Here is a 26,043-nt window from a genome sequence, read left to right as displayed (position 1 = left end):
AGATGAGCGCCGACGTCGCACGCCGCATCGCCCTCGGGGCGCAGGGCTTCGCCGATCCCCGCCCGACGGGCGCGCCCACCCGGCGGCACCTCCAGAAGGTGCTGTCCCGCGTCCGGCTGCTCCAGCTCGACTCGGTCAACGTCGCCGTGCGCGCGCACTACATGCCGCTGTTCTCCCGCCTCGGGTCCTACGAGCCGGCGCTGCTGGACGACGCGGCGTGGGCGCACAGCCCGCGCCGGCCGAGGCTGCTGGTGGAGTACTGGGCGCACGAGGCGAGCCTGGTGCCGGTGGAGGACTGGCCGCTGTTCCACTCCGGCGCCAAGCGCCAGGGCTGGTGGCGCAACTACGCGACGGTGGTCGAGGCGTCGCCGGGGCTCGTCGACGACGTGCTGGCGGTGGTGGGGGAGCTGGGGCCGCTGGGCGCGGGCGCGATCGAGAAGGCGCTGGCCGGCGGCGTGCCGCGGGCCAAGGACCACTGGGGCTGGAACTGGTCGGAGGTCAAGAAGGTCTGCGAGTACCTGTTCGGCTCGGGCGTGCTGACGACGGGCACCCGGCGCGGCTTCGAGCGGCTCTACGACCTGACCGAGCGGGTGCTGCCGGCCGACGTGCTGGCCCGCCGCGTGGCGCCGGAGGAGGGCGCGCGGGAGCTGGTGGCGCGGGCGGCGACGGCGCTGGGCGTGGCCACCGAGCCGGACCTGCGCGACTACTACCGGCTCGACCCGGCGCGCAGCAGGCAGGCGGTCGCCGAGCTGGTGGACGCGGGCGTGCTGGAGCCGGTCGAGGTGCGCGGCTGGACCGCGCCCGCCTACAAGCACGTGGAGGCGCGCGTGCCGCGCCGGGTCCTGGGCCGGGCGCTGCTGTGCCCGTTCGACCCGCTGATCTGGGAGCGGGCGCGCACCGAGCGCATCTTCGACTTCTTCTACCGCATCGAGATCTACGTGCCCGCGCCGAAGCGGGTGCACGGCTACTACGTGTTCCCGTTCCTGCTGGACGGCGAGCTGGTGGGGCGGGTCGACCTCAAGGCGGACCGGGCGGCGGGCGTGCTGCGCGTGCAGTCGGCGTTCTCCGAGCCGACGGCGGACGTGGGCCGGGTGGCGGTGGAGCTGGCCGCCGAGCTGCGGCACATGGCCGACTGGCTGGAGCTGGACGACGTGGTCGTGGCGCCGCGCGGCGACCTGGCGCCCGCGCTGTCGGCGGTGGTGCGATGACCTGCCGGGGGATGACCCTGCCGGGGGGATGACTCCGGTGGAGTGACAAATAGTGAAATCTGTCAGCTGATGGGGCAGAGTGGGGTCATGACCGACTCCACTCCCCGGGTCACCCGCGAACGGCGGCTCGGCCGCGACCTCCGCGTCTCCGCGCTCGGCCTGGGCTGCATGGGCATGTCCGACCTGTACGGCCCGGCCGACGAGGCGGAGAGCGTGGCGACGATCCACGCCGCGGTCGACGCGGGCGTGACGCTGCTCGACACCGGCGACTTCTACGGCATGGGCCACAACGAGATGCTGATCCGCCGCGCGCTGGCCGACCGGCGGCGCGAGGACGTGGCGATCAGCGTGAAGTTCGGCGCGCTGCGCGACGCGGACGGCGGCTGGCACGGCAACGACGGCAGGCCCGAGGCCGTGCGCAACTTCCTCGCCTACACCCTGCGCCGGCTGGGCACCGACCACGTCGACGTCTACCGCCCGGCCCGCCTCGACCCCGCCGTGCCGATCGAGGACACCGTCGGCGCCATCGCCGAGCAGGTCGAGAAGGGGTACGTGCGGCACATCGGCCTGTCCGAGGTGGGCGCCGAGACCCTGCGCCGGGCGCACGCCGTGCACCCGATCACCGACCTCCAGATCGAGTACTCGCTGATCTCGCGCGGCGTCGAGCGGGACATCCTGCCGACCGCGCGCGAGCTGGGCATCGGCGTCACCGCCTACGGCGTGCTGTCGCGGGGCCTCATCTCCGGCCACTGGACCGCGTCCCGCCGGATCGCCGACTTCCGCGCGGCCTCGCCGCGCTTCCAGGGCGACAACCTCGACCACAACCTGGCGCTGGTCGAGGCGCTGCGCGCGGTCGCCGCCGCCAAGGGCGCGTCCGTCGCCCAGCTCGCCATCGCCTGGGTGCTGTCGCGGGGCGACGACGTCGTGCCGCTGGTGGGCGCGCGCCGCCGCGACCGCCTCGCCGAGGCCCTGGGCGCGCTGGAGGTGGAGCTGACCCCGGCCGACCTGGCCGCCGTCGAGGCCGCCGTGCCCCCCGACGCCGCCGCCGGCAGCCGGTACGCCGAAGCGCAGATGGCCCACCTCGACAGCGAGCACTGACCGGGCGGGCACAATCACCGGACCCACCCGGACCTGGAGGACGCCGTGGCCGAAGCACTCACCGCGGAGACCATCCTCGGCGCGACCGAGGACGTCCTGCGGCGCTTCGGCCCGGCGAAGGCCACCGTGGTGGACGTGGCGCGGGTGCTGGGCGTGAGCCACGGCAGCGTCTACCGGCACTTCCCGACCAAGGCGGCGCTGCGCGAGGCGGTGACCCAGCGCTGGCTCGACCGCGCCCACGCGGGCCTGGCGGAGCTGGTGACCGCGCCGACCGACCCGCCGCGCCGGCTGCGCGACTGGCTGGCCGCCCTGTTCGACGCCAAGCGCCGCAAGGCGCTGGGCGACCCGGAGCTGTTCGCCACCTTCCAGGTCCTGGTGGCCGAGAACAGCCGGGTCGTGTCCGCCCACGTGACCGCGCTGGTCGACGACCTGACCAAGATCGTGCAGGCGGGCGTCGACACGGGCTGCTTCACCACCCCGGACCCGGCCCGCGCCGCCCGCGCGGTCCTCGCCGCCACCGCCCGCTACCACGACCCGGCGCACGCGTCGACGTGGTCGGGGGCGGACGTGGACGACGAGTTCGAGGCGGTCGTGTCGCTGCTGGTGGCCGGTCTGCGGGCCACGACGTGACGACGCGGCGCGCGCACCCCGGGGTGCGCGCGCCGCGTCGGGCCGGGTCCGGCCGGTTCAGCCGGTCGTCGCCGTCGTCACCAGGGCCGTGCCGGTGCCCGTGCGGCCCGTGATGAACAGCAGCGGGTCGCCCGGGGGCGGGGTGTCGGACACGTCCAGCTCCGAGCGGGCCGCGCCGGAGCTGGAGACCAGGTCGATCTGGGCCGCCACGCCGGGCCGCACGCCCACGCGGACGTCACCCGAGCCGGTGCCCATCTGGATGCGCCCGGCGGCGGCGTCGGCGACCGTCACGTCACCGCTGCCCGTGCGGACCTGCACGTCGTCCTGCACGGCGCCCAGCCACACGTCGCCGGTGCCGGTGTAGAGCACGGTGTTGCCGCCGATCGACGAGACCTCGATGTCGCCGGAGCCGGTCTTGGCCCGCAGGCCGCCCAGCATCGGGCCCAGCCGCACCTTGCCGCTGCGCGAGTCGACCTGCGAGGACCCCTCGGCGCGGTCCGCCGTCACGTGGCCCGTGCCGGTCCGGATCTCCAGCCTGCCCGCCGGGCCCGTCACGGTCACGTCCGCCGAGTTCGACTTCACGATCACGTGCGAACCCCGCGGCGCGCGGACCACGACGTCCAGCGGCACGCCGCGCAGCGGCAGGGCCTCGGACGCCCGCACCGCCAGCCGCGACCCCGTCAGCTCGACGCGCGCGTCGCGCACCGCCTCCGCCGGGCCGGACGGCTGGGTGCGGCCACCGCCGAACTGGCCGCCGAACTGCTCGTTGGCCCAGTTCAGCAGGCCGGACAGGCCCGCGGCCCAGGGCTCGCCGCCCGCGTCCGGCTGGTGCTTCACCTCGACGTGCGCGCCGGGCTCCTCGACCAGGTGCACCCGCACCCGGCCCGCCGGCACGGACACCTCGACCTCGACGGTGCCGTCGACCTCGAAGCTCTGCTGCCGCACGACATCGGATGACTCCACGTTCCCCCTCCTCAGCCCTGGACCCAGCCGCGGACCCGGGAGCCGGAGCCGCCCGGCTGGTCCGTCGGCGGGGCCCAGCTCTTGTGGTGACCCCGCCGACCGCCGACCGCGCCCTGCACGGCCTGCGCGACGAAGGTGTTCAACGACATGCCCTGCGACGCGGCGGCCTGCTCGGCCTTCGACTTCAGCTCGTCGAGCAGGCGCAGGGTGATGCGCGTGGCGTCACCGGCGGCCGGCCGGGGAACCTCCCGGGGCTCCGGTTCGCGGTCCTCGCGGGGAGCGCCCCCGGTGACGACCACCTGCACGTCACGACCGTCCAGGCGGACGTCGACCACCAGTCCGTCCAGGGCGGCAGTGACCTCGGCGGCCAGGTCGGACAGCGCGTTCATGAGCGCCAGCCGTGCGGCCGGCTCCAGTGCGGCGGACAGCAGGGCGGCGGTGCGCCGGGTGTTGTCGTCCCCGGCGGACGCGGCCGTCGCGAGGTCCTCGCGCAGTGCGGCGATGTAAGGCGACAGGTCCATGACACCACCATGACATCACTTCCGACATCACGCAACCGACGAGTGGTGTCACGCCTGACGCAGCCGTGTGGCGGGGGACACGAGCGCTCTACCATGGGAGGTCGCCCCCCGGCCCTCGACTAGGCTCCCTGCGTTGCTTGCAGCTCCAGGGAAGGTTCGTCGTGGCTCAGACGGTGTCGCCGAAGGTGCAGTTGATCGCGAAGACGGAGTTCTTCCCCCCGGCGGACGTCCCGTGGTCCACCGACGCCGACGGCGGCGAGGCGCTCGCCGAGTTCGCGGGCCGCGCGTGCTACCAGTCGTGGACCAAGCCCAACCCGGCCACCGCCACCAACGCGGGCTACATCAAGCACATCATCGAGGTCGGCCACCTGTCCGTGCTGGAGCACGGCTCGGTCAGCTTCTACCTGACCGGCATCTCCCGCTCGCTCACCCACGAGCTGATCCGGCACCGGCACTTCTCCTACAGCCAGCTGTCCCAGCGGTACGTGCCCGAGCGCGACGCCGCCATGGTCGAGCCGGACGTCATCGCGGACGACCCCGAGCTGCACGAGATGTTCCTCAAGGCCGCGCAGGCCAGCGTCGAGGCGTACAACGAGCTGCTCAAGGGCCTGGAGGAGAAGTTCTCCGACGTGCCCAGCGCCACCCTGCGCCGCAAGCAGGCCCGCCAGGCGGCGCGCGCGGTCCTGCCCAACGCCACCGAGACCCGCGTCGTGGTGACCGGCAACTACCGCGCGTGGCGGCACTTCATCGCGATGCGCGCGACCGAGCACGCCGACGTGGAGATCCGCGCCCTGGCCGTGGAGTGCCTGCGCCAGCTCCAGAAGGCGGCGGCCAACGCGTTCGCCGACTTCGCGATCTCCGAGCTGCCCGACGGCACCGAGGTCGCCTCCAGCCCGCTGGTGACCGAGGGCTGACGTGAAGCACCTGATCGTCGACGTCCGGCCGGGGGAGTACACCGTCGCGCGGCTGCCCGCCGACGCGCCCGTCCCGGCCGGGCTGCTCGACCGGCCCGGCCTGGTCTCCGTCACCAGGACGCCCGACGAGCTGTCCGTGGTGTGCCCCGGCGAGCACGCGCCCGCCGCCGGCGCGGCCCAGCCCGGCTGGCGGCTGCTCACCGTCCGCGGCCCGCTTGAGTTCACCCTCACCGGCATCATGGCCGCGCTGTCCGGCGAGCTGGCCGCCGCGGGCGTGAGCCTGTTCGCGCTGTCCACGTACGACACCGACCACCTGCTGGTGAAGGCGGTGGACCTGGAGCGCGCCGTGCGGGCGCTGCGCGCGGCGGGCCACGAAGTCACGAAACCGTGAAACCGGATCGGGTCGCGCGGGGTCTGAGCTAGCGTTCCGCCCGTTCCTGGGGTTGGTGGCGAGGAGTGACGGTGAACAGTCCACAAGGCGTGCGACCGCGGGTCATCGCGGGCAGGTACACCCTGCTCGCCGAGCTGGGGCGCGGCGGCATGGGCGTGGTGTGGCGCGCCCAGGACACCGTGATCGGCCGCCAGGTCGCCATCAAGGAGCTGCACCTGCCCGACGGCATCGCGCACGAGGAGCGCCGGGTGCTGGAGGAGCGGGTGCTGCGCGAGGCGCGCACCGCGGGCCGCCTCAACGACCCCGCCGTGGTCACCGTGTTCGACGTGGTCGTCGAGGGCGGCATGACCTACATCGTGATGGAGCTGGTGGAGGCCGCCACGCTCTCCACGCTCATCAACGCCCAGGGCCCCATGCCGCAGGAGCGCGTCGTCTCCATCGCGGTGCAGGCGCTGTCCGCGCTGGACTCCGCGCACCAGGCGGGGGTCGTGCACCGGGACGTCAAGCCCGGCAACCTCATGATCACCCCGAACGGCCGGGTCAAGCTGACCGACTTCGGCATCGCCCAGGCCGTCGACGACCCGCGCCTGACGACCAGCGGCAGCCTCATCGGCTCGCCCGCCTACATGTCGCCGGAGCGCATCCACGGCCACGAGGCCGGGCCCGCCTCGGACCTGTGGGCGCTGGGCGCGACGCTGGCCTACGCCGTCGAGGGCGTGAGCCCCTACGAGCGCTCGTCCACCGCGTCCACCCTGCACGCGATCATGAACGAGGCGCCCCGCCTGACCAGGGCGCACGGCGTGCTCGGCGCGGTCATCACCGGCCTGCTGATGCCCGACCCGAACGCCCGCCTCACCGGCCAGCAGGCCCGCGCCATGCTCGAACGCGCCCTCGCCCAGCCCACCCCGCCCACCGGGTTCGGCGTCCCGCCCAACGCGACGGTGAACTACACGCAGCTCGCGAACGGCGCCCGGCAGGCCGTGGCGCGCAAGCCGTGGCTCAAGGGCGCGCTGATCGGCGGCGGCGCGCTGGCGGCCGTCGTGCTGCTGGTCGCGGGCGTGTTCCTCGGGCGCTGGTGGTTCACGCCGTCCAGGCCCGCCGCGATGGTCGAGACCATCAGCTTCGGCTCCGGCGGCACGATGTCCGCGAGCCAGTTCAAGATGAGCGGCCAGAAGTGCGGCGACAACTTCCTCGAACCCACCGTCACGGTCAACTACACCGAGTGCAACAAGGACCACCGGGTCGAGTTCTTCGCGGCCGGCAGCCCGTTCGGCTCCTCGGGCAAGCACGAGTACCCCGGCGAGCAGTGGCTGCGCGCCTACGCCGAGAACTTCTGCACGCTGCACTTCATGTCCGACGTCGTCCCGCTGGAGGGCAAGGTCGACAAGCTGCACTACGCCGCCGTCGTGCCCACCGAGAGCGAGTGGCAGGTCGACCCCAACGACAGCGACCTCACCCGCGAGGTCTCCTGCGTGCTGTGGAGCAAGGACAAGGCCGAGCTGTCCAGCCAGGTGACCGCCGAGTAGGTAGGTTGGTCGCATGGGTGTGGCGCGCGACGAACGCAGGCTGCTGAGCGAGCTGTTCCTCCAGGTGGGGCCGGACGCGCCCACGCTGTGCGACCCGTGGCGGAGCCGCGACCTGGCCGCGCACCTCGTGCTGCGGGAGCGCCGCCCGGACGCGGCGGCGGGCATCGTGCTCGCGCCCCTCGCCGGGCACACCAGGAGCGTGCAGGACTCGTACGCGGCGAGGCCGTGGGAGCGGTTGGTCGAGCTGGTGCGCACCGGCCCGCCCGCGCCGCTCGGCCTGGTCGACGAGGCGGTCAACGCCGTCGAGTACTTCGTGCACCACGAGGACGTGCGGCGCGCCCGCCCCCACTGGGAGCCGCGTTCACCCGATCCGGTGCGCGACGAGGTGCTGTGGAAGCGCCTGCCCGCCACCGCGAAGCTGATGTACCGCAAGAGCCCCGTGGGCGTGGTGCTGCGCCGGCCCGACGGCGAGGCCGTGGTGGCCAGGCGCGGGGCGGACCCCGTCGTGGTGACCGGCGAGGTCGGGGAACTGCTGCTGCACGTGTTCGGGCGCTCCGCCTCCCGGGTCGAGCACGACGGCGCCGACGAGGCCGTGCGGCTCGTCAAGGCCCTCGACCGGGGTGTGTAGTCGCAGCTTGCGGACGGTGACGCGGTAGATTTCGCACATGACCGCAAGTCCTTCCGCCTCACCCGGACGCCCGTTCGGCAGAGTGCTCACCGCCATGGTCACGCCGTTCGACGACCGGGGGGCGGTGGACCTCGGCAAGGCGCAGGAACTGGCCGAGCACCTGGTCCGCGGCGGCAGCGACGGGCTCGTGGTCAACGGCACCACCGGCGAGAGCCCCACCACCACCGACGCGGAGAAGGCCGACCTGCTCCGGGCCGTCGTGGAGGCGGTCGGGGACCGGGCCACCGTCGTCGCCGGCGCCGGCACCAACGACACCGCGCACAGCGCGCACCTGGCCCGCGAGGCCGAGGCGGCGGGCGCGCACGGCCTGCTCGTGGTGACGCCGTACTACTCGCGGCCGTCCCAGCGCGGCCTGCTCGCCCACTTCACGGCCGTGGCGGACGCCACCGGCCTGCCGGTCATGCTGTACGACATCCCCCCGCGCAGCGTCGTGCCCATCGAGGTGGAGACCCTGCTGCGGCTGGCGGAGCACCCGCGCGTCGTCGCGGTCAAGGACGCCAAGGGCGACCTGCACGAGGGCAGCAAGGTCATCGCGGCCACCGACCTGGCCTACTACTCCGGCGACGACCCGCTGAACCTCCCGTGGCTCTCGGTCGGGGCCGTCGGGTTCGTCAGCGTCGTCTCGCACCTCGCCGCCGACCGCCTGCGCGACATGCTCGACGCGTTCGAGTCCGGCGACGTCAAGCGCGCCACCGCGATCCACCACGCCCTGCTGCCGCTGCTGCGCCCGTTCCGCAGGATGCCCGGCGTCACCTACACGAAGGCCGCGCTGCGCCTGCGCGGGCTCGACGTGGGCGACCCGAGGCTGCCCCTCGTACCCGCATCAACCGAGGACGTCGAGGCCGTCGAGGCCGAATTGGGAGCCCACGCGTGATCAACCCGAACTCACCCCCGCCCGCACTGCCCGACGGAGGTCTGCGCGTCGTCGCACTGGGCGGCATCGGCGAGGTCGGCCGCAACATGACCGTGTTCGAGCACGCCGGGCGGCTGCTGGTCGTGGACTGCGGTGTCCTCTTCCCCGAGGACGACCAGCCCGGCGTCGACCTGATCCTGCCGGACTTCCGGGCCATCGAGGACCGCCTGGAGGACATCGAGGCCCTCGTGCTGACGCACGGCCACGAGGACCACATCGGCGCGGTGCCGTTCCTGCTGAAGCTGCGGCCCGACGTGCCCGTGGTGGGGTCGCGGTTCACCCTCGCGCTGCTCGCCGCGAAGTGCAAGGAGCACCGGCAGACGCCGCGCCTGGTGGAGATCACCGACGGCGAGCGGCGCTCGTTCGGGCCGTACGACCTGGAGTTCTTCGCGGTCAACCACTCCATCCCGGACGCCGTCGCGGTCGCCGTCCGCACGCCGGCCGGCCTGGTGCTGCACACCGGCGACATCAAGCTCGACCAGCTGCCCCTGGACGGCCGCCTGACCGACCTCGCGGGCTTCTCCCGCCTGGGCGACGAGGGCGTCGACCTGTTCCTGGTGGACTCCACCAACGCCGAGGTGCCCGGGTTCGTCGCGCCCGAGCGCGAGATCGGCCCCGTGCTGGAGAACGTCGTCCGCCAGGCCGGGCAGCGCGTCATCGTGGCCTGCTTCGCCTCCCACGTGCACCGCGTGCAGCAGGTGCTGGACGTGGCCGTGCGCTACGGGCGCCGCGTCGCCCTGGTCGGCCGGTCCATGGTCCGCAACATGGGCATCGCCGCCGAGCTGGGCTACCTCCAGGTGCCGGACGGCCTGTTCGTCGACCTCAACGAGGCCATGGACATGCCCGAGGACCGGGTCCTCTTCGTGTCCACCGGGTCCCAGGGCGAGCCGCTGTCCGCGCTGTCGCGCATGGCGCGCGGCGAGCACCGGCAGATCTCCATCCGGGCCGGCGACACCGTCGTGCTGGCGTCCTCGCTCATCCCGGGCAACGAGAACGCCGTGTTCGGCGTCGTCAACGGCCTGGCGCGGCTCGGCGCGACCGTCGTCCACCAGGGCAACGCCAAGGTCCACGTCTCCGGCCACTCGCCGGCGGGCGAGCTGCTGTTCCTCTACAACGCGGTGCGGCCGTCGAACGTGATGCCGGTGCACGGCGAGTGGCGGCACCTGCGCGCCAACGCCGCGCTGGCCGTCGCCACCGGCGTCGACCCGGAGCGGGTCGTCATCGCCGAGGACGGCGTGGTCGTGGACCTGCTCGACGGCAAGGCGGCCGTCAGCGGCAAGGTCGAGGTGGGCCACGTGTACGTCGACGGCCTGTCCGTGGGCGACGTCGGCGAGTCCACGCTGTCCGACCGGCTCGTGCTGGGCGAGGGCGGCTTCATCGCCATCACGGTGGCGATCGACTCCGCCACCGGCCGCGCGGTCGCCCCGCCGACCGTGTCCGGGCGCGGGTTCTCCGACGACCCGAAGGCGTTGGACCAGGCCATCTCCCTGGTGGAGATGGAGCTGTCCCGCACCGAGGCGGAGAACATCACCGACTCGCACCGCATCGCGCAGGCCGTGCGCCGGGTCGTCGGCCGCTGGGTCGCCGAGACCTACCGGCGGCGGCCGATGATCGTGCCGACGATCATCCCGGTGAACTGACACCTTCGAGTGGTTCCCGGCCGTTGTTGACCCGGGGTACGAGCTGCACCCCTTGGGGTGTAAACATCAACAACGGCTGGGAACCGCTGGTCAGGCGGTTCTAGCGTGCCCGCATGGAACCACGAACCTCCACCGCGCTCAGCCGTGAACTCGGCGACGCGCTCCGCCAGGCCCGCCGCCGCTCCAAGGTCAGGACGGGGGCGCTGGTCGAGCAGCTGGGCTGGTCGGTCGCCCGGATCTCCAAGCTGGAGACGGGCACCAGGGGCACCAGCCCGCTCGACATCGCCCGCTACGCCGGCTACCTGCGGCCCGAGCAGGCCGCGTTCGACCGGATCATGGCCCTGGCCCACGAAACCGACACCGGCTACCACGTCCGACCGCACGACATGGGGATGCCGGACAACCTGCGCACCCTGTACCTGCACGAGCGAACTGCCGAGACCATGCTCTGGTACGAACTCGCGGTCGTGCCGGGACTGGTCCAAACCCCCTCCTACGCCCGCGCGCTCATGGGCGATGCCCACAATGCCGAGCAAGCGGTCGGGTGGCGCATGGCCCGGCAGTCCGTCCTGGTCCAGCAGAAGCCCCCGGCGGCCGAGTTCTACCTCTACGAAGCAGCCCTCCACCGCCTCGTGGGGACTGCCCAGGTCATGTACGAGCAGATGCTGCACCTGGTCTTCCACGGCGGCATCCGCCTGGTGCCGTTCACCGCCGCGCTGCCGGTGGGGCTGTCCGGTTCGTTCGCGCACATGACCTACGCCGATCACCTGCCGGTGACCTACGTGGAGGCCGGACCGGTGTCGTTGTTCCTGGACGCGCCCGAAGCGACCGGCGCGTACGAGCGCAGTTGCGCCGCCCTGGCCGCACTAGCGCTGGCTGAGGAAGAATCGCGGACGGTGTTCGCCGAGTGGGCGGACAGGTACGACCGGCTGCGGGAGGCCCAGCGTGCGGTGGACGGCGTCGGGGTGGCGCAAGAGCAGCTATAGCGAAGGCCCCGAGGCAGCCTGCGTGGAAGTGGCGTTCGCGTCCGAAGACCTCATCGGCGTCAGGGACTCCAAGAACACCGCTCCGCAGCTCGCCTTCACCCCCGCCGCGTGGCGCGCCTTCACGCGCGCGGCACCGCTTCGGGCGTAGCCGGGGCCTTCCGCCCGCTCGCCACCTGCACCACCGCCGCGCCGGCCAGCAGCACGACCGCGCCCACCACCTGCGCCGCCGTCAGCGCCTCGCCCAGCAGCCACCAGGCCAGCACCGCCGCCACCACGACCTCCAGCAGGCCGATCACGCTCGCCGCCGACGGGGTCAGGTGGCGCATCGACAGCACCCCGGCCAGGTAGGCCACCACGGTCGCGACCAGCGCCAGCGCGAGCAGCACCAGCCAGGCCGGGCCGAGGGCCGTCGACCCGCCCAGCGGCACCGACCACGGCGGGCTGATCACCGCCAGCACCACCGCGCCGAACACCATGCCGCCCGCCAGCACGCCGTACGGGTCGCGCGCGCCGGCCCGTTCGCCCAGCAGGTAGTAGGCCGTCATGCACAGCGCCGAGCACAGCGCCGCCGCCACGCCCACCGCGTCCAGCCGGGGCGCGCGCCAGACCTCGCCGACCACCGCCAGCCCGGCCACGGCCACGCCGGTGCCCCACCACACCGCCGCCGGCAGCCGGGTGCCGCGCACGAACCGCACCCACAGCGCCACCAGCACCGGCGCGGTGAACTGGAGCAGCATCGCGATGCCCACCGGGATGCGCGACGCCGACACGAAGAACAGCAGCGGCGCCCCGACCACGCCGAACGCGCCGTAGCCGACGAGCAGGAGCCCGTCGCCGCGCCCGAACCGCAGCGCCCCCGGCCGGAACAGGCCCACGCCCACCGCCAGCACGACGGCCGCCAGCGCGATCCGGGCGCTGGTCACCTGCGCCGGCGCGGCGCCCGCCGCCATCACGGGCTTCGCCAGCACGCCGGACGTGCCGAAGGTCAACGACGACAGCAGCGCCAGCGCGGTCCCGCGCGCCCTCACGGTCGCCAGGGCGAGGACCCCGTGGTCGGCCGCGTCGGGTCGTGGAACCTGGGCTGGTCCGGTTCGTCCACGCGCAGCGGCACGAGGCCCTCCACGATCGCCCGCATGATCCGCTCGTGGGCGCGCCGCGCGTCACCCGGCCTGCCGTCCGCCAGGTCCGACAGCTCGACCGGTTTTCCGAAGTGCACCTTGAACGTCGGCCGCCGGCGCAGCCCGCGCGCGTAGGACGTCAGGTACGGCTTGGCGTCGTCCCAGCCGTTCACGTGCGTGTTGCCCCAGTAGACGGCCTCGTGCGCGCCCCACTGGCTCACCGGGACCACGGGGACGCCGCCGCTGAGCGCCAGCCGCGCCGCGCCGGTCTTGCCGCGCTCGGGCCACAGGCCGGGGTCGAGGCTGATCCGGCCCTCCGGGTACAGGGCGATCGGGTCGCCGCCGCGCTTCAGCGCCTCGACGGTCCGGTCGTACGCGGTGCCGACGTCGGCGGACGAGCGGTCCACGCGCAGGTGGCCGGACGCCCTGAGCAGCGGCCCCAGCACCGGCGCGTCGAGCAGCCCGCCCGCGAGCAGGAACCGCGGCGCGAGGCCGATCCGCCGGCAGGCCGCGATGAGCACGAAGGGGTCGAGGTTGCCGATGTGGTTGGACGCGAGCAGCAGGGGACGGCCCCTCAGGTCCGCCGGGACGTCGCCGGTGACTTCGAGTCGTCCGCTCAACGCCACGACCCCTTGGTCGACGGCGGTCAGCACGCGCCACAGCAGTGGTGTGGGCACAGCGGGCAGGCTACGGCGTGTCGAGGTGTCGGCGCACCGGGTTCGGGGCAACCATGGACGTCCGGCGGCGCACGTCACGTCCCTCGTGACGGCTGTGGCTGGTGGGATCAGGGGGACTACGGTAAGGGCATGGCCGGCCGAACTGGGACATCGCGCAAGGGCACGACCCGCAGCTCGGGCTCGACGGGGTCGAAGTCCCGGTCGAGCGCGTCCCGGTCCACCGCGAAGCGGGCCCCCGCCAAGGCACCGGCCAAGGCCCCCGCGAAGAGGGCCCCCGCCAAGCGCGCGCCCGCGAGGCGTTCCCCGGCGCGGAGATCGGGCCCGTCGCCGGTCGGCCGGGCGTGGGGCGTCGTCGGGCGCGGCGTGGGTTCGGTGGTCCGCGCGGTCGGCCGCGGCAAGGAGCTGGACCCCGAGCACCGCCGCGACGGCCTGGGGCTGCTGCTCATCGCGCTGGCCCTGGTCACCGCCGCCGGCGTGTGGTGGCGGGCGGGCGGCCCGGTCGGCCAGTGGGTCGACGTGGCGGTCCGCAGCTCGATCGGCGGTCCGGCCGTGATCCTGCCCGTGGTGCTGCTGGCGGTCGGCGTGGCGCTCATGCGCACCGACGCGAACCCCGAGGCCCGGCCCCGCCTGTGGATCGGCACGATCCTCGTCCTGGTCGGCTTCCTCGGCATGTTCCACCTCGTCGGCGGCCTGCCGATGGACCCGGTCGCGCGCCGCGACGCCGGTGGCGCGCTCGGCTACCTGGCGGGCGGGTTCCTCGCCCAGGGGCTCACGCCGTGGGTCGCCGGACCGCTGCTGGTGCTGATCTTCGCCTACGGCGTGCTGCTGCTGGTGCACGTGCCGATCCGCGACGTGCCGTCCAGGCTGGGCAACCTGCTGCACCGGCGCGCGGAGGACCGGCTTGACGGGTTCGCCGACGTCGACGACGACCTGCACGACGATTTCCGCGACGACCTCCGCGACGACGAGGCGGAGGAGGAGCCGAAGCCCGCCAAGCTGCGCCGCCCGTCGCGCAACCGCCGCCAGACCGCCGCCTCGGACCTCGCGCCCCTGGAGGAGGTCGAACCGCCGCTCGACGAGGAGGAGCCCCGGCTCCCCCCGCCGCCGCCCCCGCCGTCCCGGCCGGCCCCGAAGATCAAGGCCAAGGCGGAGCCCGAGCCGACGCCGCGCGACACCGGGATGGCCGTCCGCGCCGTCGAGGGCGACTACAAGCTGCCGCCGCCCACCATCCTCAAGGACGGCGACGCGCCGAAGGCCCGCAGCAGGGCCAACGACCAGATGATCGAGGCCATCACCGGCGTCCTCGACCAGTTCTCCATCGACGCGCAGGTCACCGGTTTCACCCGCGGCCCGACGGTCACCCGCTACGAGGTCGAGCTGGGCCCCGGCGTGAAGGTCGAGAAGATCACCGCGCTGACCAAGAACATCGCCTACGCCGTGGCCACCGACAACGTGCGGCTGCTCGCCCCGATCCCCGGCAAGTCCGCCGTGGGCATCGAGGTGCCCAACAGCGACCGCGAGATGGTGCGGCTGGGCGACGTGCTGCGCGCGCCGTCCACGGTCAAGGACAACCACCCGATGGTCATCGGCCTGGGCAAGGACATCGAGGGCCACTTCGTCACCGCGAACCTGACCAAGATGCCGCACCTGCTGGTCGCCGGCTCCACGGGTTCCGGCAAGTCGAGCTTCGTGAACTCGATGCTGGTGTCCCTGCTGGCGCGGGCCACGCCGGACGAGGTCCGGATGATCCTGATCGACCCGAAGATGGTCGAGCTGACGCCGTACGAGGGCATCCCGCACCTGATCACGCCCATCATCACCCAGCCGAAGAAGGCCGCCGCCGCGCTGGCCTGGCTGGTCGAGGAGATGGAGCAGCGCTACCAGGACATGCAGGTCAACCGGGTGCGGCACATCGACGACTTCAACCGCAAGGTGAAGTCGGGCGAGATCAGCGCGCCGCCCGGCAGCGAGCGCGAGTACCGGCCGTACCCGTACATCATGGCGATCGTCGACGAGCTGGCCGACCTGATGATGACCGCGCCGCGCGACGTCGAGGACGCCATCGTGCGGATCACGCAGAAGGCGCGCGCGGCGGGCATCCACCTGGTGCTGGCGACGCAGCGGCCGTCCGTGGACGTGGTGACGGGCCTGATCAAGACCAACGTCCCGTCGCGGCTGGCGTTCGCCACGTCGTCGCTGACCGACTCGCGCGTCATCCTCGACCAGCCCGGCGCGGAGAAGCTGATCGGCATGGGCGACGGCCTGTACCTGCCGATGGGCGCCTCGAAGCCGGTGCGCGTGCAGGGCGCGTTCGTCGGCGACGAGGAGATCGCCGAGATCGTCGACTTCACCAAGAACCAGGCGCAGCCCGAGTACACGGACGGCGTCACGGCGGCGAAGGCGGGCGAGAAGAAGGAGATCGACGCCGACATCGGCGACGACCTGGAGCTGCTGATCCAGGCGGCCGAGCTGATCGTCACCTCGCAGTTCGGCTCCACGTCCATGCTCCAGCGCAAGCTGCGGGTGGGCTTCGCCAAGGCGGGCCGGTTGATGGACCTGCTGGAGACGCGCGGCGTGGTCGGCCCGTCGGAGGGCTCGAAGGCCCGCGAGGTGCTGATCAAGCCGGACGAGCTGGACTCGGTCGTCTACCTGATCCGCGGCGGCGGTGGCGGGGGACCGGCGGAGGACGAGGACTGACGGCCGTCCCGGAGGACGTGCGGCACGCGCGCGACGTGCCGGGGTGGGGCGGGGGTCCCCGTCGCGGGAACCCCCGCCCCCCGGCTCAGCTCGCGCCGAACTCGCGCACCGCCTGGTAGTACAGGTCCGCGGTGCGGTTGCACGACCAGTTGCCCGCGCACTGGTTGTAGAGGTCGGTCCTGAAGTTGTTGTCGATCCGCAGGCGCGTGGTCTCGGTGAACCGGCCCTGCCGCTTGTAGTTGCGGTAGCCGAAGTCGTGCCGGTGGCAGGCCGGCAGGAACTTGAAGCCGAACGGGTTGTCCGGCGACCACGAGCAGCCGTCGGACGACCAGTCGAGCTGGTCGCTGTAGGGGCGCTGGGCGCGCAGGCTGCTGAACTGGGACAGGGACTTGGTGAAGAGGTAGTCGTCGGTCACCGCCGGGGCGTTGATGGCGGCCTGGCCGACACCGGCCCCCGCCAGCAGGGCGAGCGAGGCGACCACGACGGCGAACGCGTTGCGCAGGGTTTTCGCGAGCACTGTTCTTCCCCTCGTTACACGGGTTTCACGAGGGTTCTTACCGGCTCGCGGCGGTCGGCACAGCCCCGATCAGCCCCTACGCCACCTCCGGGTGGGGGGTCCGGCCGCCGCGCTGCCCGTACTCGTCCGGTGCCCGGCCCGCCACCCCGTCGGCGCGTCCCGGCCGGACCGCCGAGGGCGCGGTCACGCCGCCCGCCTGCGGTAGTGCTCCGCCACCCACGGCCCGGCCAGGCCCGCCGCCAGCACGTACCCGAACGCCGCGACCCCCACCGCGGGGCCCAGCAGCACGGCCGTCGACGGCACCAGCAGCCACTCGGCGGTGAACAGCAGCGCCCAGAACACCGAGCGCTTCACCCCCGGGCGGACCGGGTGCCGGCCGGTCGAGCGGTCGTAGCGGTATCCCGCACGCAGTCCCACGACCGCGCCGCACAGCGCGATCACCGCGCCGGTTCGTCGTGGTCGTCGCCCCGGTCGAGGAACCGCCGGATCGTCGGCTCGTCGGGCAGCTCGTCCACGTCGGTCTCGACGAGGCGCTCGGCGATGGCCACGGGTTCCTCGACCCAGGCGGGCCGGAAGGCGTCGTTCGGCACGAGCCGGTGGCGGCGCGCGAACTCCTCGGCGGCGTCCCGGATGGACTCGCGCAGGGTGCCGACCACGACCGTCTCGGCGGTGTAGGTCAGCTCCACGAGCAGCGCGCGCATCCGGTCGAGCTGGTCGTCCTCGGCCGCGCCGTCCGCGAGGGTCGGCCACAGCCGCCGCTCGAAGATCGCCACGAAGTCGGCGGCGATGCCGTCGGTGGCCCGGCGCAGGCGCTCGAACTGGTCGAGCACGTCGTCGGAGGGGACGCTGAGCCCGGCGAGCCTGCTGCCCGCCTCCAGCGCCCACCGCCGGGCGTGCGGCCACCCGCGCCGCCAGCGGAGCAGGCCCAGCTGCACGGCGCGGAGGAGGAGGCGCGGGCGGACGTCGCCCATCGGGACGAGCCGGCTGATGTCGCGCACCCGGACCCGCACCCAGTCGTCCGGGCCCTCGGCGTCGCCGACGCCGAGCACCTGGGCGACGCTGGCGCCCTTCTCGCGGGCCTTGACCAGCTCGGCGATGGCGGGCAGCGAGAAGCCGCGCGACTGGAGCCGCTGGACGAGGGTCAGCCTCTCCAGGTGCGACGCGTCGTAGTGGGCGACGCGGCCCTGCCGGCGGGGCGGGTGCAGCACGCCCTTGGTCTGGTACATGCGGATGGTGCTGCCGGGCAGGCCGACCCGGACCGCCAGCTCGTCGACCGTCATCTGCTCCACGGCGCCGATCCTGGTGGGTCAGCGCTCATCGAGTCAAGACTGTTCGAGTTTTCGCTCGAACAGTCAGAGGTGGAGCAGCATCCGCGAGTTGCCGAGCGTGTTCGGCTTGACGTAGGACAGGTCGAGGAACTCCGCGACGCCCTCGTCGGCCGACCGCATGATCTCCTCGTAGACCTCGGGCGACACCGGCGTCCCGTCGATCTCCACGAACCCGTGCCGCCCGAAGAACGCGGTCTCGAACGTCAGCACGAAGATCCGCCGCAGCTGGAGCTCGCGCGCCGTCTCGACCAGCCGGGTCACGATCCGGTGCCCGATCCCGCGCCCGCCCTGCGCCGGGTCCACCGCGACCGTGCGGATCTCGGCCAGGTCCTCCCACAGCACGTGCAGCGCGCCGCACCCGAGGACCACCCCGTCCTCCTCGGCGACCCAGAACTCCTGGATGTCCTCGAACAGCGTCACGAGCGGCTTGGAGAGCAGCACCTTGCCCGCGTACTGGTCGATGAGGGCCTTCATCGCCCGCACGTCACCGGTGCGGGCCCGACGCACGTTGATCGGGTCGTCCACGGTGCAACGGTAGGCCAACCCGCCCGGGTGCGGCGCTCAGGTCTCGCCCGTCCCCGCCCCGGGGGCCGTCGTGGTGATCCAGTGCGCACCCCCACCACCGGGCCGGCAGGAACGCGCGCCGGCGCCGGTTACGCTGAGCACCGTGTCTTCCCCCACCACGACCAAGCGCGTCGCCATGCTGACCCTCGGGTGCGCCCGCAACGAAGTCGACTCCGAGGAACTCGCCGGACGGCTCACCGCCGGCGGCTGGGAGCTGGTCGACGACGACGCCGACGTGGTGGTGGTCAACACGTGCGGCTTCGTCGAGTCCGCCAAGAAGGACTCGGTCGACACCCTCCTCGCCGCCTCCGACAGCGGCGCGAAGGTCGTCGCCGTCGGCTGCATGGCCGAGCGCTACGGCACCGAGCTGGCCGACAGCCTGCCCGAGGCGAACGCCGTCCTCGGCTTCGACCACTACGCGAACCTCGCCGACCGGCTGGACGACGTGGTGGCCGGCCGGACCGTCGAGTCGCACAAGCCCGTGGACCGCCGCACGCTGCTGCCGCTGACGCCCGTGCAGCGCCCGAAGGCGGCCGAGGAGGTCCAGGTGCCCGGCCACGGCTGGGGGCCGCGCGTGCTGCGCACCCGGCTGGCGGACACGCCCGTCGCGCCGCTCAAGATCGCCTCCGGCTGCGACCGGCGCTGCTCGTTCTGCGCGATCCCGTCCTTCCGCGGCGCGTTCGTGTCCCGCCACCCCGACGAGGTGGTGGCCGAGGCGGCGTGGCTGGCCGAGCAGGGCGTGCGCGAGGTGTTCCTGGTCTCCGAGAACTCCACCTCCTACGCCAAGGACCTGCCGCGCGAGCTGGGCGGCCTGGAGCAGCTGCTGGCCCGGCTCGCCGCCGTCCCCGGCATCGACCGCGTGCGGGTGTCCTACCTCCAGCCCGCCGAGACCAAGCCGTCGCTGGTGCGCGCCATCGCGACCACCGAGGGCGTGGCCGACTACTTCGACATGTCGTTCCAGCACTCCAGCGAGCCGGTGCTGCGCCGGATGCGCCGGTTCGGCAACACCGAGTCCTTCCTCGGGCTGGTCGAGCAGATCCGCGCGCTGGCCCCGCGGGCCGGCATCCGCAGCAACGTCATCGTCGGCTTCCCCGGCGAGACCGAGGAGGACGTGGCCGAGCTGGAGCGCTTCCTCACCGAGGCGCGCCTGGACGCGGTCGGCGTGTTCGGCTACTCCGACGAGGACGGCACCGAGGCCGAGGGCCTGGGCGGCAAGCTCGACGCGGACACCATCGCCGAGCGGGTCGCCCGCGTCTCCAACCTGGTCGAGGAGCTGACCTCGCAGCGCGCCGAGGACCGCGTCGGCGACGAGGTCGTCGTCCTGGTCGAGACCGCGGAGGACGACGAGAACGACTGCCTCGGCCGCGCCGCGCACCAGGCGCCCGAGGTCGACGGCGAGTGCGTGATCGCCGACGGGCAGGACCTGCGGGTCGGCGACCTGGTCCGGTGCCGAGTGGACGCCGCCGAGGGCGTCGACCTGGTGGTGTCCGTGATCGAGGTGCTCCCGAGGTGACCGAACCCGCGCGCGTGCCGGTGCTGAACATCGCCAACGTGCTGACGATGTCCCGGCTGGTGCTCGTGCCGGTGTTCCTCTACCTGCTGTTCGCCGACGGCGGCGGCGAGCCCGTGTGGCGGCTGTGGGCGTTCGCCGTGTTCGCCGTCGCCTCGGTGACCGACCACGTCGACGGCAACCTCGCCCGCAAGCTCGGCCTGATCACCGACTTCGGCAAGATCGCCGACCCCATCGCGGACAAGGCGCTCACCGGCGCCGCGCTCGTGGGGCTCAGCCTGCTCGGCGAGCTGCCGTGGTGGGTGACGGTCGTCATCGCGGTGCGCGAGCTGGGCGTCACGCTGCTGCGGTTCTGGGTGATCCGCCACGGCGTGATCCCGGCCAGCCGGGGCGGCAAGGCCAAGACGCTCGTGCAGGTCCTCGCGATCGGCCTCTACCTGCTGCCGCTGCCCGCCTGGCTGGAGCCGCTGGCCGTGGGCTCGATGGGCCTGGCGGTCGTGCTGACGGTCGTCACGGGCGTCGACTACGTGATCCGCGCGTTCCGCCTGCGGGCGCGCGGCAAGCGGGCGGTGGCGGGGGCGTGAGGTTCCCGCCGGCCGAGGACGTCGTGCGCGCCCTGCGGGAGCGCGGGGAGACCGTCGCCACCGCCGAGTCGCTCACCGCGGGCCTGGTCACGGCGGCGCTCACCGCGGTGCCCGGTGCCAGCGCCGTCGTGCGCGGCGGGCTCGTCGTCTACGCCACGGACCTCAAGCACTCGCTCGCGGGCGTGGCCGCGGACCTGCTCGCCGAGCACGGCGCGGTTCACCCGGAAGTGGCACGGCAGCTCGCCGCGGGCGCGCGGGAGCGGTGCGGCGCGACCTGGGGCCTCGGCCTGACCGGCGTGGCCGGCCCCGACCCGCAGGACGGCGCGCCGCCCGGCACCGTCCACCTCGGTTTGTCCGGTCCGCCCGGTTCTTTCACGCGAACGCTCACTCTGGGTGGTGACAGGCACGAAATCCGCGCCCGGTCCGCCGAGGGGGCCCTCGATCTCCTCCGCGTCCACCTCAAGATCCCGGTCGGGTGACCTGAGCTGCGGCTTCGCGCGGAAATCCGCTCGGCCGCGCGGGAACTTCCGCGGGTGTTCACCCGTTCACCCTTAGCGGACGTGTCATGAAGTCACTGCCCGTCGACGGGACGGGTCGGTAACGTGGTGGCACGGCCGGCCGGAAGGAGGCGCGCGATGACCGTGCTGCTACGCGAGGCGATCGGTGATCGGCTCCGCCATGCCCGCACCACCCAACGCCGCACGCTGCGCGAGGTCTCCAGGACCGCCCGCGTCAGCCTGGGGTACCTGTCCGAGGTGGAGCGTGGCCGCAAGGAGGCGTCCAGCGAGCTGCTGGCCGCGATCTGCGAGGCGTTGGACCTGCCCCTCTACGAACTGCTGCACCTGGTCGCGTCGGACATCGGCGCCGTCCAGCAGCCGGTGACCAGCCCCGCCGAGCTGACCGAGCGGACCGCCGCCGCCCCGGCGGGCCTGGAGGGCGGCACCATCGTGCCCGCGATGATCGGCAACGACCTGTCCGACCTGCGGCTCCAGCCCGTGCTCACGCACCGGCTGTCCACCTCCATCAGCAAGCCGCGCGGCGCGGTGGTGGCGGCGTAGCCCCAGCCAGGCGAACGAGAGCCGAGCCGGTGATCCGGCTCGGCTCTCGGCGTTGGCTGGCCACGCGGGCGTACAACGACTTGGCAACCCGCCCGGGGTCACCGCGCCCCCGCCGGCGACGGCGGGGGAGGATGACCGCGTCGACCGAAGTTTCGGGGGTGACTCAGGGTGAACCCGGATATCTCCCCCGGTCGGTGGAAGCAGCGCGCCACAACTGGAACGATGGAACCAACAACAGCACCGGGTCGTTGCCAATCACGAGCGCGAGCCAGGGACGTGCGGAGAAGGCAGGCGTAGGAGATGGCCAACCCTTTCGTGAAGGCGTGGAAGTACTTCATGGCGGCTTTTTCGTCGAAGATCGACGAGCACGCCGACCCTAAGGTGCAGATCCAGCAGGCCATCGAGGAGGCGCAGCGCCAGCACCAGGCGCTGTCGCAGCAGGCGGCGGCGGTGATCGGCAACCAGCGGCAGCTGGAGATGAAGCTGAACCGGCAGCTCGGCGAGGTGGAGAAGCTCCAGGCGTCCGCACGCCAGGCGCTCGTCCTCGCCGACGAGGCCAGGGGCAAGGGCGAGGAGCAGCGCGCGACGGAGTTCGAGAACGCCGCGCAGTCGTTCGCCACCCAGCTGGTGACCGCCGAGCAGAGCATCGAGGACCTCAAGACCCTGCACGACCAGTCGTTGCAGGCCGCGCAGCAGGCCAAGCAGGCCGTCGAGCGCAACGCGATGGTGCTCCAGGGCAAGCTGGCGGAGCGCACCAAGCTCCTCAGCCAGCTGGAGCAGGCGAAGATGCAGGAGCAGGTGTCGAACTCGCTGCGCCAGATGACCGAGCTGGCCGCGCCGAGCAACACGCCGTCGCTGGAGGAGGTCCGCGACAAGATCGAGAAGCGGTACACCACCGCCCTCGGCTCCGCGGAGCTGGCGCAGAACTCGGTGCAGGGCCGGATGCTGGAGGTCCAGCAGTCGACCACGCAGATGGCGGGCTCGTCCCGCCTGGAGCAGATCCGCGCCTCGATGGCCGGCGGCAAGGTCGCGGGCGAGGTGACCGCGGGCAAGCCGGGCAGCGCGAGCGCGAGCATCCAGCAGGAGATCCAGCAGCGGGTGCAGCAGCAGGCGCAGCCGCAGCAGACCCAGCAGATCCAGCAGCCGCCCAGCCAGGGCCAGTAGCCCCACGGGGGCTGAGAGGGGAGCGTCCGCGGTGCACCCAGCTCGGAAGGTGACCGGTGAGATCGCCCAGATCGTCGGTGGCCAGCTCCAGGGGCCGATCGCGGACCAGGTCAAGCGGCGCATAGCCGCGTGGAACGACCCGCGCGCCAAGCTCGACCGGCAGTACCGCCGGTCGGGCCGCGTGCTCACCTTCTGGCTCATCGTGCTGGCGCTGCTCGCGGTGGTCGGCGTGCTCACGCTGGTGAACGCGCTGCCGGTGGCGGCGGGTGTCGGCGCGGCCCTCGGGTTCGCCGGCACCTCCGTGCTGGCGGTGCGCACGAACATGAGGATGCGCGACGTCGACCGGCGGCGGCGGCAGCTCAGCGCCGCCCCGGTCCGCACCCCGCTGCCGGGTCGCGCCTCGGCCGCGCGCCAGCCGATGGAACGGCTGGAGCAGGCCGAGGACACGCTGCGTGAGCTGCTGCGGCAGCTCGACTCGGCGGCGCTGACCTCGGTGCCCACCGAGTCGGTTGAGCAGGCGCGGGCGACCGGCGACGAGGCGGGCGCGGCGATCCGCGCCGTGTCCCACCAGCTCCAGGCCGTCGAACGCGCCCGCGACACCGCGCCCCCGCTGGACCGGGGGCCGCTCGTCGAGGGCGTGCGGCGGCTGCGCGCCCAGCTCGACGAGGGCGTGGAGGGCTACTGCGGCCTGGTCGCCGCCGCCGGCCGCGTGCTCGCCGAGAGCACCGCCACCAACCCCCGGCAGGTCCTGGGCGACGCGACCGACCACCTGGCGGGCCTGGCGTCGGCGCTGCGCGAGCTGTCCCGCTGACCGCCCCGGCGCGGCGGGCCCCCGAAGTCGTCGGCACGCGCACACGCACGGCCATCTGCACGAACACCGGTTGCATCACGTTGCGTAGCGAAGCTGGGCTGACGTTCTCGGTGCAGTGGCGTACGCTGCTGCAATAGTGTGATTATCAGACCGTTATATAGCGGCTGCCACTACGTGGCGTGGCAGTATCGCCGCGTCGGACAGGGCTGTCCGGTCTGATCGCCGGGGAGGTCGTCGAGTGGCGTTGTGGACCGTGCACGGCGATGGCCGTCCCACCGACGGCGACGCCATCGCGCCGCAGGAGCGGGTGAGCTGGCCGCTCACCATCGGCTTCGGCGCGCAGCACCTCGTCGCCATGGCCGGCGCCACGATCCTCGTCCCGGCCACGACCGGCCTGCCGGTCTCCACCACGCTGCTGTTCTCCGGCGTCGGCACCCTCATCTTCCTGGTGCTCACCCGCAACCGGGTGCCCAGCTACCTCGGCGCGTCCTTCGCGTTCATCGCCCCGCTGTCCGCCGCCCGCGACGAGGGCATCGCCGCGCAGCTCGGCGGCGTCCTCGCGGCCGGCCTGCTGGTGGTGATCATCGGCGTCGCGGTCAAGGCGCTGGGCGTGCGGATGCTGGAGTCGGTGATGCCACCGGTCGTGACGGGCGCCGTGGTCGTCCTGATCGGCCTGAACCTGTCGCACCGCGCCACCGGCTCGTTCGCCGAGCAGCCGCTGCCCGCCGTGGTGACGATGGGCATCATCCTGCTGTGCGGCGTGCTGGGCCGCGGCACGTCCTTCCGGTTCTCGGTGCTGATCGGCGTGGTCGTCGGGTGGGCCCTCGGCTTCTGGCTCGGCCTGGTCGACACGGCCGCGGTGGCCCGCGCCGCCTGGGTGGGCCTGCCCGTGTTCCACTCGCCCGAGCTGAGGCCCTCGGTGACCCTGCTCGTGCTGCCGGTGGTGATCGTGCTGGTCGCGGAGAACGTGGGTCACGTGAAGGCCGTCGGCGCGCTGACCGGCCGCGACCTCGACGGCAGCATCGGCGACTCGATCATCGCCAACGGCCTGTCCACCGCGCTCGCGGGCGTCGGCGGCGGGCCGGGCACCACCACGTACTCGGAGAACATCGGCGTGATGGGCGTGACCAAGGTCTACTCGACGGCCGCGTACGCGGTCACCGGGGTGGCCGCGGTGCTGCTGGCGTTCTCGCCGAAGGCCGCGGCGCTGCTCGCGACCGTGCCGCAGGGCGTGGTCGGCGGGGCGACGCTCGTGCTGTTCGGCCTGATCAGCCTGGTCGGCGTGCGGATCTGGATGGACAACCGGGTCGACCTGACCAACCCCGGCAACGCCCTGGTCGGCGGCGCGGCGCTGGTGGCGGGCGTCGGCGACCTGACCCTGCGGCTGGGCGACATGCAGCTGGGCGGCCTGGTGTGGGGCTCGCTGCTGGTCGTGATCCTGCACCCGGTGCTGCGCCGGCTCGGGGCCGTGCGCAAGGGCTGAGCCGGGGCCGACCCGCCGGCTACCGGGCCAGGGCCCGGTTGATCCGGCGCACCAGGCCGGGCCCCTCGTAGATGAACCCCGTGTAGACCTGGAGCAGGCTCGCGCCCGCGTCGAGCATCCGCTCGGCGTCGTCGGCGGACGCGATGCCGCCCACGCCGATGATCGGCAGCTTCCCGTCGGTCTGCCGGGACACGAACCGCACGACCTCGCGCGCCCGCTCGGTCAGCGGTCGCCCGCTCAGCCCGCCCGCCTCGTGCGCGAGCGCCCGGTCGGCCGGCGCGAGCCCGTCGCGCGACAGCGTGGTGTTGGTCGCGATCAGGCCGCTGACGTCGTGCGCCGCGCACACCTCCAGCACCTCGCCGATGGCCTCGTCGGTCAGGTCGGGCGCGATCTTGACCAGGATCGGCTTGCGCGGCGCCGGGCCCGCCAGCTCGCGCGCGGCCTCGTCCAGGCCGGACAGCAGCTCGGTCAGCGCGCCCCGGTCCTGGAGGCTGCGCAGGCCCGGCGTGTTGGGCGAGCTGATGTTGATCGCGAAGTAGTCGCCGTGCCGGTACAGGGCGCGCAGCGAGGCCCGGTAGTCCTCGACGGCCTCCTCGACGGGCGTCACCTTGGACTTGCCCAGGCTGATGCCCAGCGGCACGGACAGCGGGCCCAGCCGGTCCAGCCGGTCCGCCAGCGCCTGCGCGCCGTCGTTGTTGAAGCCCATCCGGTTGATGATCGCGTCGCTGCCGCGCAGCCGGAACAGCCGCGGCCCCGGGTTGCCCGGCTGCGGGTGCCGGGTGACCGTGCCGACCTCGACGAACCCGAACCCGAGCGCGCCCCACGCGGGCAGCGCCCGGCCGTTCTTGTCCAGGCCCGCGGCGAGGCCCACCGGGTTGGGGAAGGTGACGCCGAAGACGGTGCGCCGCAGCGCCGGCCGGCGCTTCACGACCTTCGCCGCGGGGCTCACCGCCGCCAGCAGGCCGAGGGTGGTCTCGTGGACCCGCTCCGCGTCACCGCCGTGCATCCGGAACAACGCCCTGCGCACCACGCTCTTGTAGACCACGGCGGTAAC

General features: G+C 73.3%; 28 protein-coding genes. 19 read left to right on the top strand and 9 right to left on the bottom strand.

Annotated elements, in window-relative coordinates:
- The first annotated feature begins 2 nt into the window (after window positions 1-2).
- The 3 genes from ACRAKJ_RS34820 to ACRAKJ_RS34810 all read left to right on the top strand — a co-directional run bounded on the left by ACRAKJ_RS34820 (window position 3) and on the right by ACRAKJ_RS34810 (window position 2,936).
- Window positions 3-1,208, top strand: coding sequence for a DNA glycosylase AlkZ-like family protein (locus ACRAKJ_RS34820; protein ID WP_438927050.1), 1,206 nt, complete (start codon window positions 3-5; stop codon window positions 1,206-1,208).
- Between the two features lie 87 nt (window positions 1,209-1,295).
- Window positions 1,296-2,306 (top strand): aldo/keto reductase, encoded by a 1,011-nt coding sequence (locus tag ACRAKJ_RS34815; RefSeq protein WP_438927049.1) that lies wholly within the window; start codon window positions 1,296-1,298, stop codon window positions 2,304-2,306.
- 45 nt (window positions 2,307-2,351) lie between these two features.
- Window positions 2,352-2,936 (top strand): TetR family transcriptional regulator, encoded by a 585-nt coding sequence (locus ACRAKJ_RS34810; RefSeq protein WP_447008793.1) that lies wholly within the window; start codon window positions 2,352-2,354, stop codon window positions 2,934-2,936.
- Window positions 2,937-2,993: 57 nt separating this feature from the next.
- On the opposite strand, the gene ACRAKJ_RS34805 is transcribed toward ACRAKJ_RS34810, so the two are convergent.
- Window positions 2,994-3,899 (bottom strand): DUF4097 family beta strand repeat-containing protein, encoded by a 906-nt coding sequence (locus ACRAKJ_RS34805; RefSeq protein WP_438919439.1) that lies wholly within the window; start codon window positions 3,897-3,899, stop codon window positions 2,994-2,996.
- 11 nt (window positions 3,900-3,910) lie between these two features.
- On the bottom strand, window positions 3,911-4,420 hold the full coding sequence (locus tag ACRAKJ_RS34800) for a toxin-antitoxin system HicB family antitoxin (RefSeq protein WP_438919440.1): 510 nt from the start codon (window positions 4,418-4,420) through the stop codon (window positions 3,911-3,913).
- 161 nt (window positions 4,421-4,581) lie between these two features.
- Between ACRAKJ_RS34800 and thyX the strand changes: the two genes are divergently transcribed.
- The 8 genes from thyX (at window position 4,582) to ACRAKJ_RS34760 (ending at window position 11,626) form a co-directional block, all read left to right on the top strand.
- Window positions 4,582-5,334 carry an FAD-dependent thymidylate synthase gene (gene thyX / locus ACRAKJ_RS34795; protein ID WP_438919441.1) on the top strand — a complete coding sequence of 251 codons (753 nt, stop codon included), beginning with the start codon at window positions 4,582-4,584 and terminating at the stop codon, window positions 5,332-5,334.
- Between the two features lies 1 nt (window position 5,335).
- The gene (locus ACRAKJ_RS34790; RefSeq protein WP_438919442.1) at window positions 5,336-5,725 is read left to right on the top strand and encodes an ACT domain-containing protein; all 390 of its coding nucleotides are present in this window, start codon (window positions 5,336-5,338) and stop codon (window positions 5,723-5,725) included.
- 71 nt (window positions 5,726-5,796) lie between these two features.
- Window positions 5,797-7,251 carry a protein kinase domain-containing protein gene (locus tag ACRAKJ_RS34785; protein ID WP_438919443.1) on the top strand — a complete coding sequence of 485 codons (1,455 nt, stop codon included), beginning with the start codon at window positions 5,797-5,799 and terminating at the stop codon, window positions 7,249-7,251.
- Between the two features lie 13 nt (window positions 7,252-7,264).
- Window positions 7,265-7,879, top strand: coding sequence for a TIGR03085 family metal-binding protein (locus ACRAKJ_RS34780; protein ID WP_438919444.1), 615 nt, complete (start codon window positions 7,265-7,267; stop codon window positions 7,877-7,879).
- 37 nt (window positions 7,880-7,916) lie between these two features.
- Window positions 7,917-8,813 carry a 4-hydroxy-tetrahydrodipicolinate synthase gene (dapA, locus tag ACRAKJ_RS34775; RefSeq protein ID WP_438919445.1) on the top strand — a complete coding sequence of 299 codons (897 nt, stop codon included), beginning with the start codon at window positions 7,917-7,919 and terminating at the stop codon, window positions 8,811-8,813.
- Entirely contained in the window at window positions 8,810-10,492 is a 1,683-nt protein-coding gene (locus ACRAKJ_RS34770; protein WP_438919446.1) for an RNase J family beta-CASP ribonuclease, read from the top strand. The genes dapA and ACRAKJ_RS34770 overlap by 4 nt, the downstream gene beginning before the upstream one ends.
- 113 nt (window positions 10,493-10,605) lie before the next feature.
- A complete protein-coding gene (locus ACRAKJ_RS34765) occupies window positions 10,606-11,478 on the top strand; it encodes a Scr1 family TA system antitoxin-like transcriptional regulator (protein ID WP_438919447.1) in 873 nt (290 codons plus the stop codon).
- Window positions 11,438-11,626 (top strand): DUF397 domain-containing protein, encoded by a 189-nt coding sequence (locus tag ACRAKJ_RS34760; RefSeq protein ID WP_447008792.1) that lies wholly within the window; start codon window positions 11,438-11,440, stop codon window positions 11,624-11,626. The genes ACRAKJ_RS34765 and ACRAKJ_RS34760 overlap by 41 nt, the downstream gene beginning before the upstream one ends.
- On the opposite strand, the gene ACRAKJ_RS34755 is transcribed toward ACRAKJ_RS34760, so the two are convergent.
- Both ACRAKJ_RS34755 and ACRAKJ_RS34750 read right to left on the bottom strand, forming a co-directional pair.
- Window positions 11,598-12,506: an EamA family transporter gene (locus tag ACRAKJ_RS34755; RefSeq protein WP_438919448.1), complete on the bottom strand. Its 909-nt coding sequence runs from the start codon at window positions 12,504-12,506 to the stop codon at window positions 11,598-11,600. The two genes, ACRAKJ_RS34760 and ACRAKJ_RS34755, sit on opposite strands and share 29 nt — an antisense overlap.
- A complete protein-coding gene (locus tag ACRAKJ_RS34750; protein WP_438919449.1) occupies window positions 12,503-13,273 on the bottom strand; it encodes a 1-acyl-sn-glycerol-3-phosphate acyltransferase in 771 nt (256 codons plus the stop codon). Before ACRAKJ_RS34750 ends, ACRAKJ_RS34755 begins: the two co-directional genes overlap by 4 nt.
- A gap of 129 nt (window positions 13,274-13,402) precedes the next feature.
- Between ACRAKJ_RS34750 and ACRAKJ_RS34745 the strand changes: the two genes are divergently transcribed.
- Window positions 13,403-15,970, top strand: coding sequence for a DNA translocase FtsK 4TM domain-containing protein (locus tag ACRAKJ_RS34745; RefSeq protein ID WP_438919450.1), 2,568 nt, complete (start codon window positions 13,403-13,405; stop codon window positions 15,968-15,970).
- Between the two features lie 85 nt (window positions 15,971-16,055).
- Here the strand turns inward: ACRAKJ_RS34745 and ACRAKJ_RS34740 are convergent, their stop codons facing one another.
- From ACRAKJ_RS34740 to ACRAKJ_RS34725, 4 genes are all read right to left on the bottom strand, one after another.
- A complete protein-coding gene (locus tag ACRAKJ_RS34740; protein WP_438919451.1) occupies window positions 16,056-16,487 on the bottom strand; it encodes a phospholipase in 432 nt (143 codons plus the stop codon).
- A 183-nt stretch (window positions 16,488-16,670) separates the two neighbouring features.
- Window positions 16,671-16,928 (bottom strand): hypothetical protein, encoded by a 258-nt coding sequence (locus ACRAKJ_RS34735; RefSeq protein ID WP_438919452.1) that lies wholly within the window; start codon window positions 16,926-16,928, stop codon window positions 16,671-16,673.
- Window positions 16,925-17,767 (bottom strand): MerR family transcriptional regulator, encoded by an 843-nt coding sequence (locus tag ACRAKJ_RS34730; protein ID WP_438919547.1) that lies wholly within the window; start codon window positions 17,765-17,767, stop codon window positions 16,925-16,927. The genes ACRAKJ_RS34735 and ACRAKJ_RS34730 overlap by 4 nt, the downstream gene beginning before the upstream one ends.
- A gap of 72 nt (window positions 17,768-17,839) precedes the next feature.
- On the bottom strand, window positions 17,840-18,340 hold the full coding sequence (locus ACRAKJ_RS34725) for an amino-acid N-acetyltransferase (protein WP_438919453.1): 501 nt from the start codon (window positions 18,338-18,340) through the stop codon (window positions 17,840-17,842).
- A gap of 175 nt (window positions 18,341-18,515) precedes the next feature.
- On the opposite strand from ACRAKJ_RS34725, the gene rimO reads away from it, so the two are divergent.
- The 7 genes from rimO (at window position 18,516) to ACRAKJ_RS34690 (ending at window position 24,989) form a co-directional block, all read left to right on the top strand.
- Window positions 18,516-19,892 (top strand): 30S ribosomal protein S12 methylthiotransferase RimO, encoded by a 1,377-nt coding sequence (gene rimO, locus ACRAKJ_RS34720; RefSeq protein WP_438919548.1) that lies wholly within the window; start codon window positions 18,516-18,518, stop codon window positions 19,890-19,892.
- A complete protein-coding gene (gene pgsA / locus ACRAKJ_RS34715) occupies window positions 19,889-20,473 on the top strand; it encodes a CDP-diacylglycerol--glycerol-3-phosphate 3-phosphatidyltransferase (protein ID WP_438919454.1) in 585 nt (194 codons plus the stop codon). Before rimO ends, pgsA begins: the two co-directional genes overlap by 4 nt.
- Window positions 20,470-20,952 carry a CinA family protein gene (locus ACRAKJ_RS34710; protein ID WP_438919455.1) on the top strand — a complete coding sequence of 161 codons (483 nt, stop codon included), beginning with the start codon at window positions 20,470-20,472 and terminating at the stop codon, window positions 20,950-20,952. The genes pgsA and ACRAKJ_RS34710 overlap by 4 nt, the downstream gene beginning before the upstream one ends.
- 156 nt (window positions 20,953-21,108) lie before the next feature.
- Window positions 21,109-21,531, top strand: a complete 423-nt coding sequence (locus ACRAKJ_RS34705) for a helix-turn-helix domain-containing protein (protein WP_438919456.1) — start codon at window positions 21,109-21,111, stop codon at window positions 21,529-21,531.
- A gap of 300 nt (window positions 21,532-21,831) precedes the next feature.
- Entirely contained in the window at window positions 21,832-22,695 is an 864-nt protein-coding gene (locus tag ACRAKJ_RS34700; protein ID WP_438919457.1) for a PspA/IM30 family protein, read from the top strand.
- Window positions 22,696-22,726: 31 nt separating this feature from the next.
- A complete protein-coding gene (gene pspM / locus ACRAKJ_RS34695; RefSeq protein WP_438919458.1) occupies window positions 22,727-23,506 on the top strand; it encodes a phage shock envelope stress response protein PspM in 780 nt (259 codons plus the stop codon).
- A gap of 238 nt (window positions 23,507-23,744) precedes the next feature.
- Entirely contained in the window at window positions 23,745-24,989 is a 1,245-nt protein-coding gene (locus tag ACRAKJ_RS34690; protein ID WP_438919459.1) for a solute carrier family 23 protein, read from the top strand.
- Window positions 24,990-25,008: 19 nt separating this feature from the next.
- On the opposite strand, the gene ACRAKJ_RS34685 is transcribed toward ACRAKJ_RS34690, so the two are convergent.
- Window positions 25,009-26,034, bottom strand: a complete 1,026-nt coding sequence (locus tag ACRAKJ_RS34685) for a quinone-dependent dihydroorotate dehydrogenase (protein ID WP_438919460.1) — start codon at window positions 26,032-26,034, stop codon at window positions 25,009-25,011.
- Window positions 26,035-26,043: the final 9 nt, after the last annotated feature.

It is taken from the genome of Saccharothrix sp. DSM 118769 (assembly GCF_052936295.1).
This window is presented reverse-complemented; position numbering and strand designations above follow the sequence as displayed.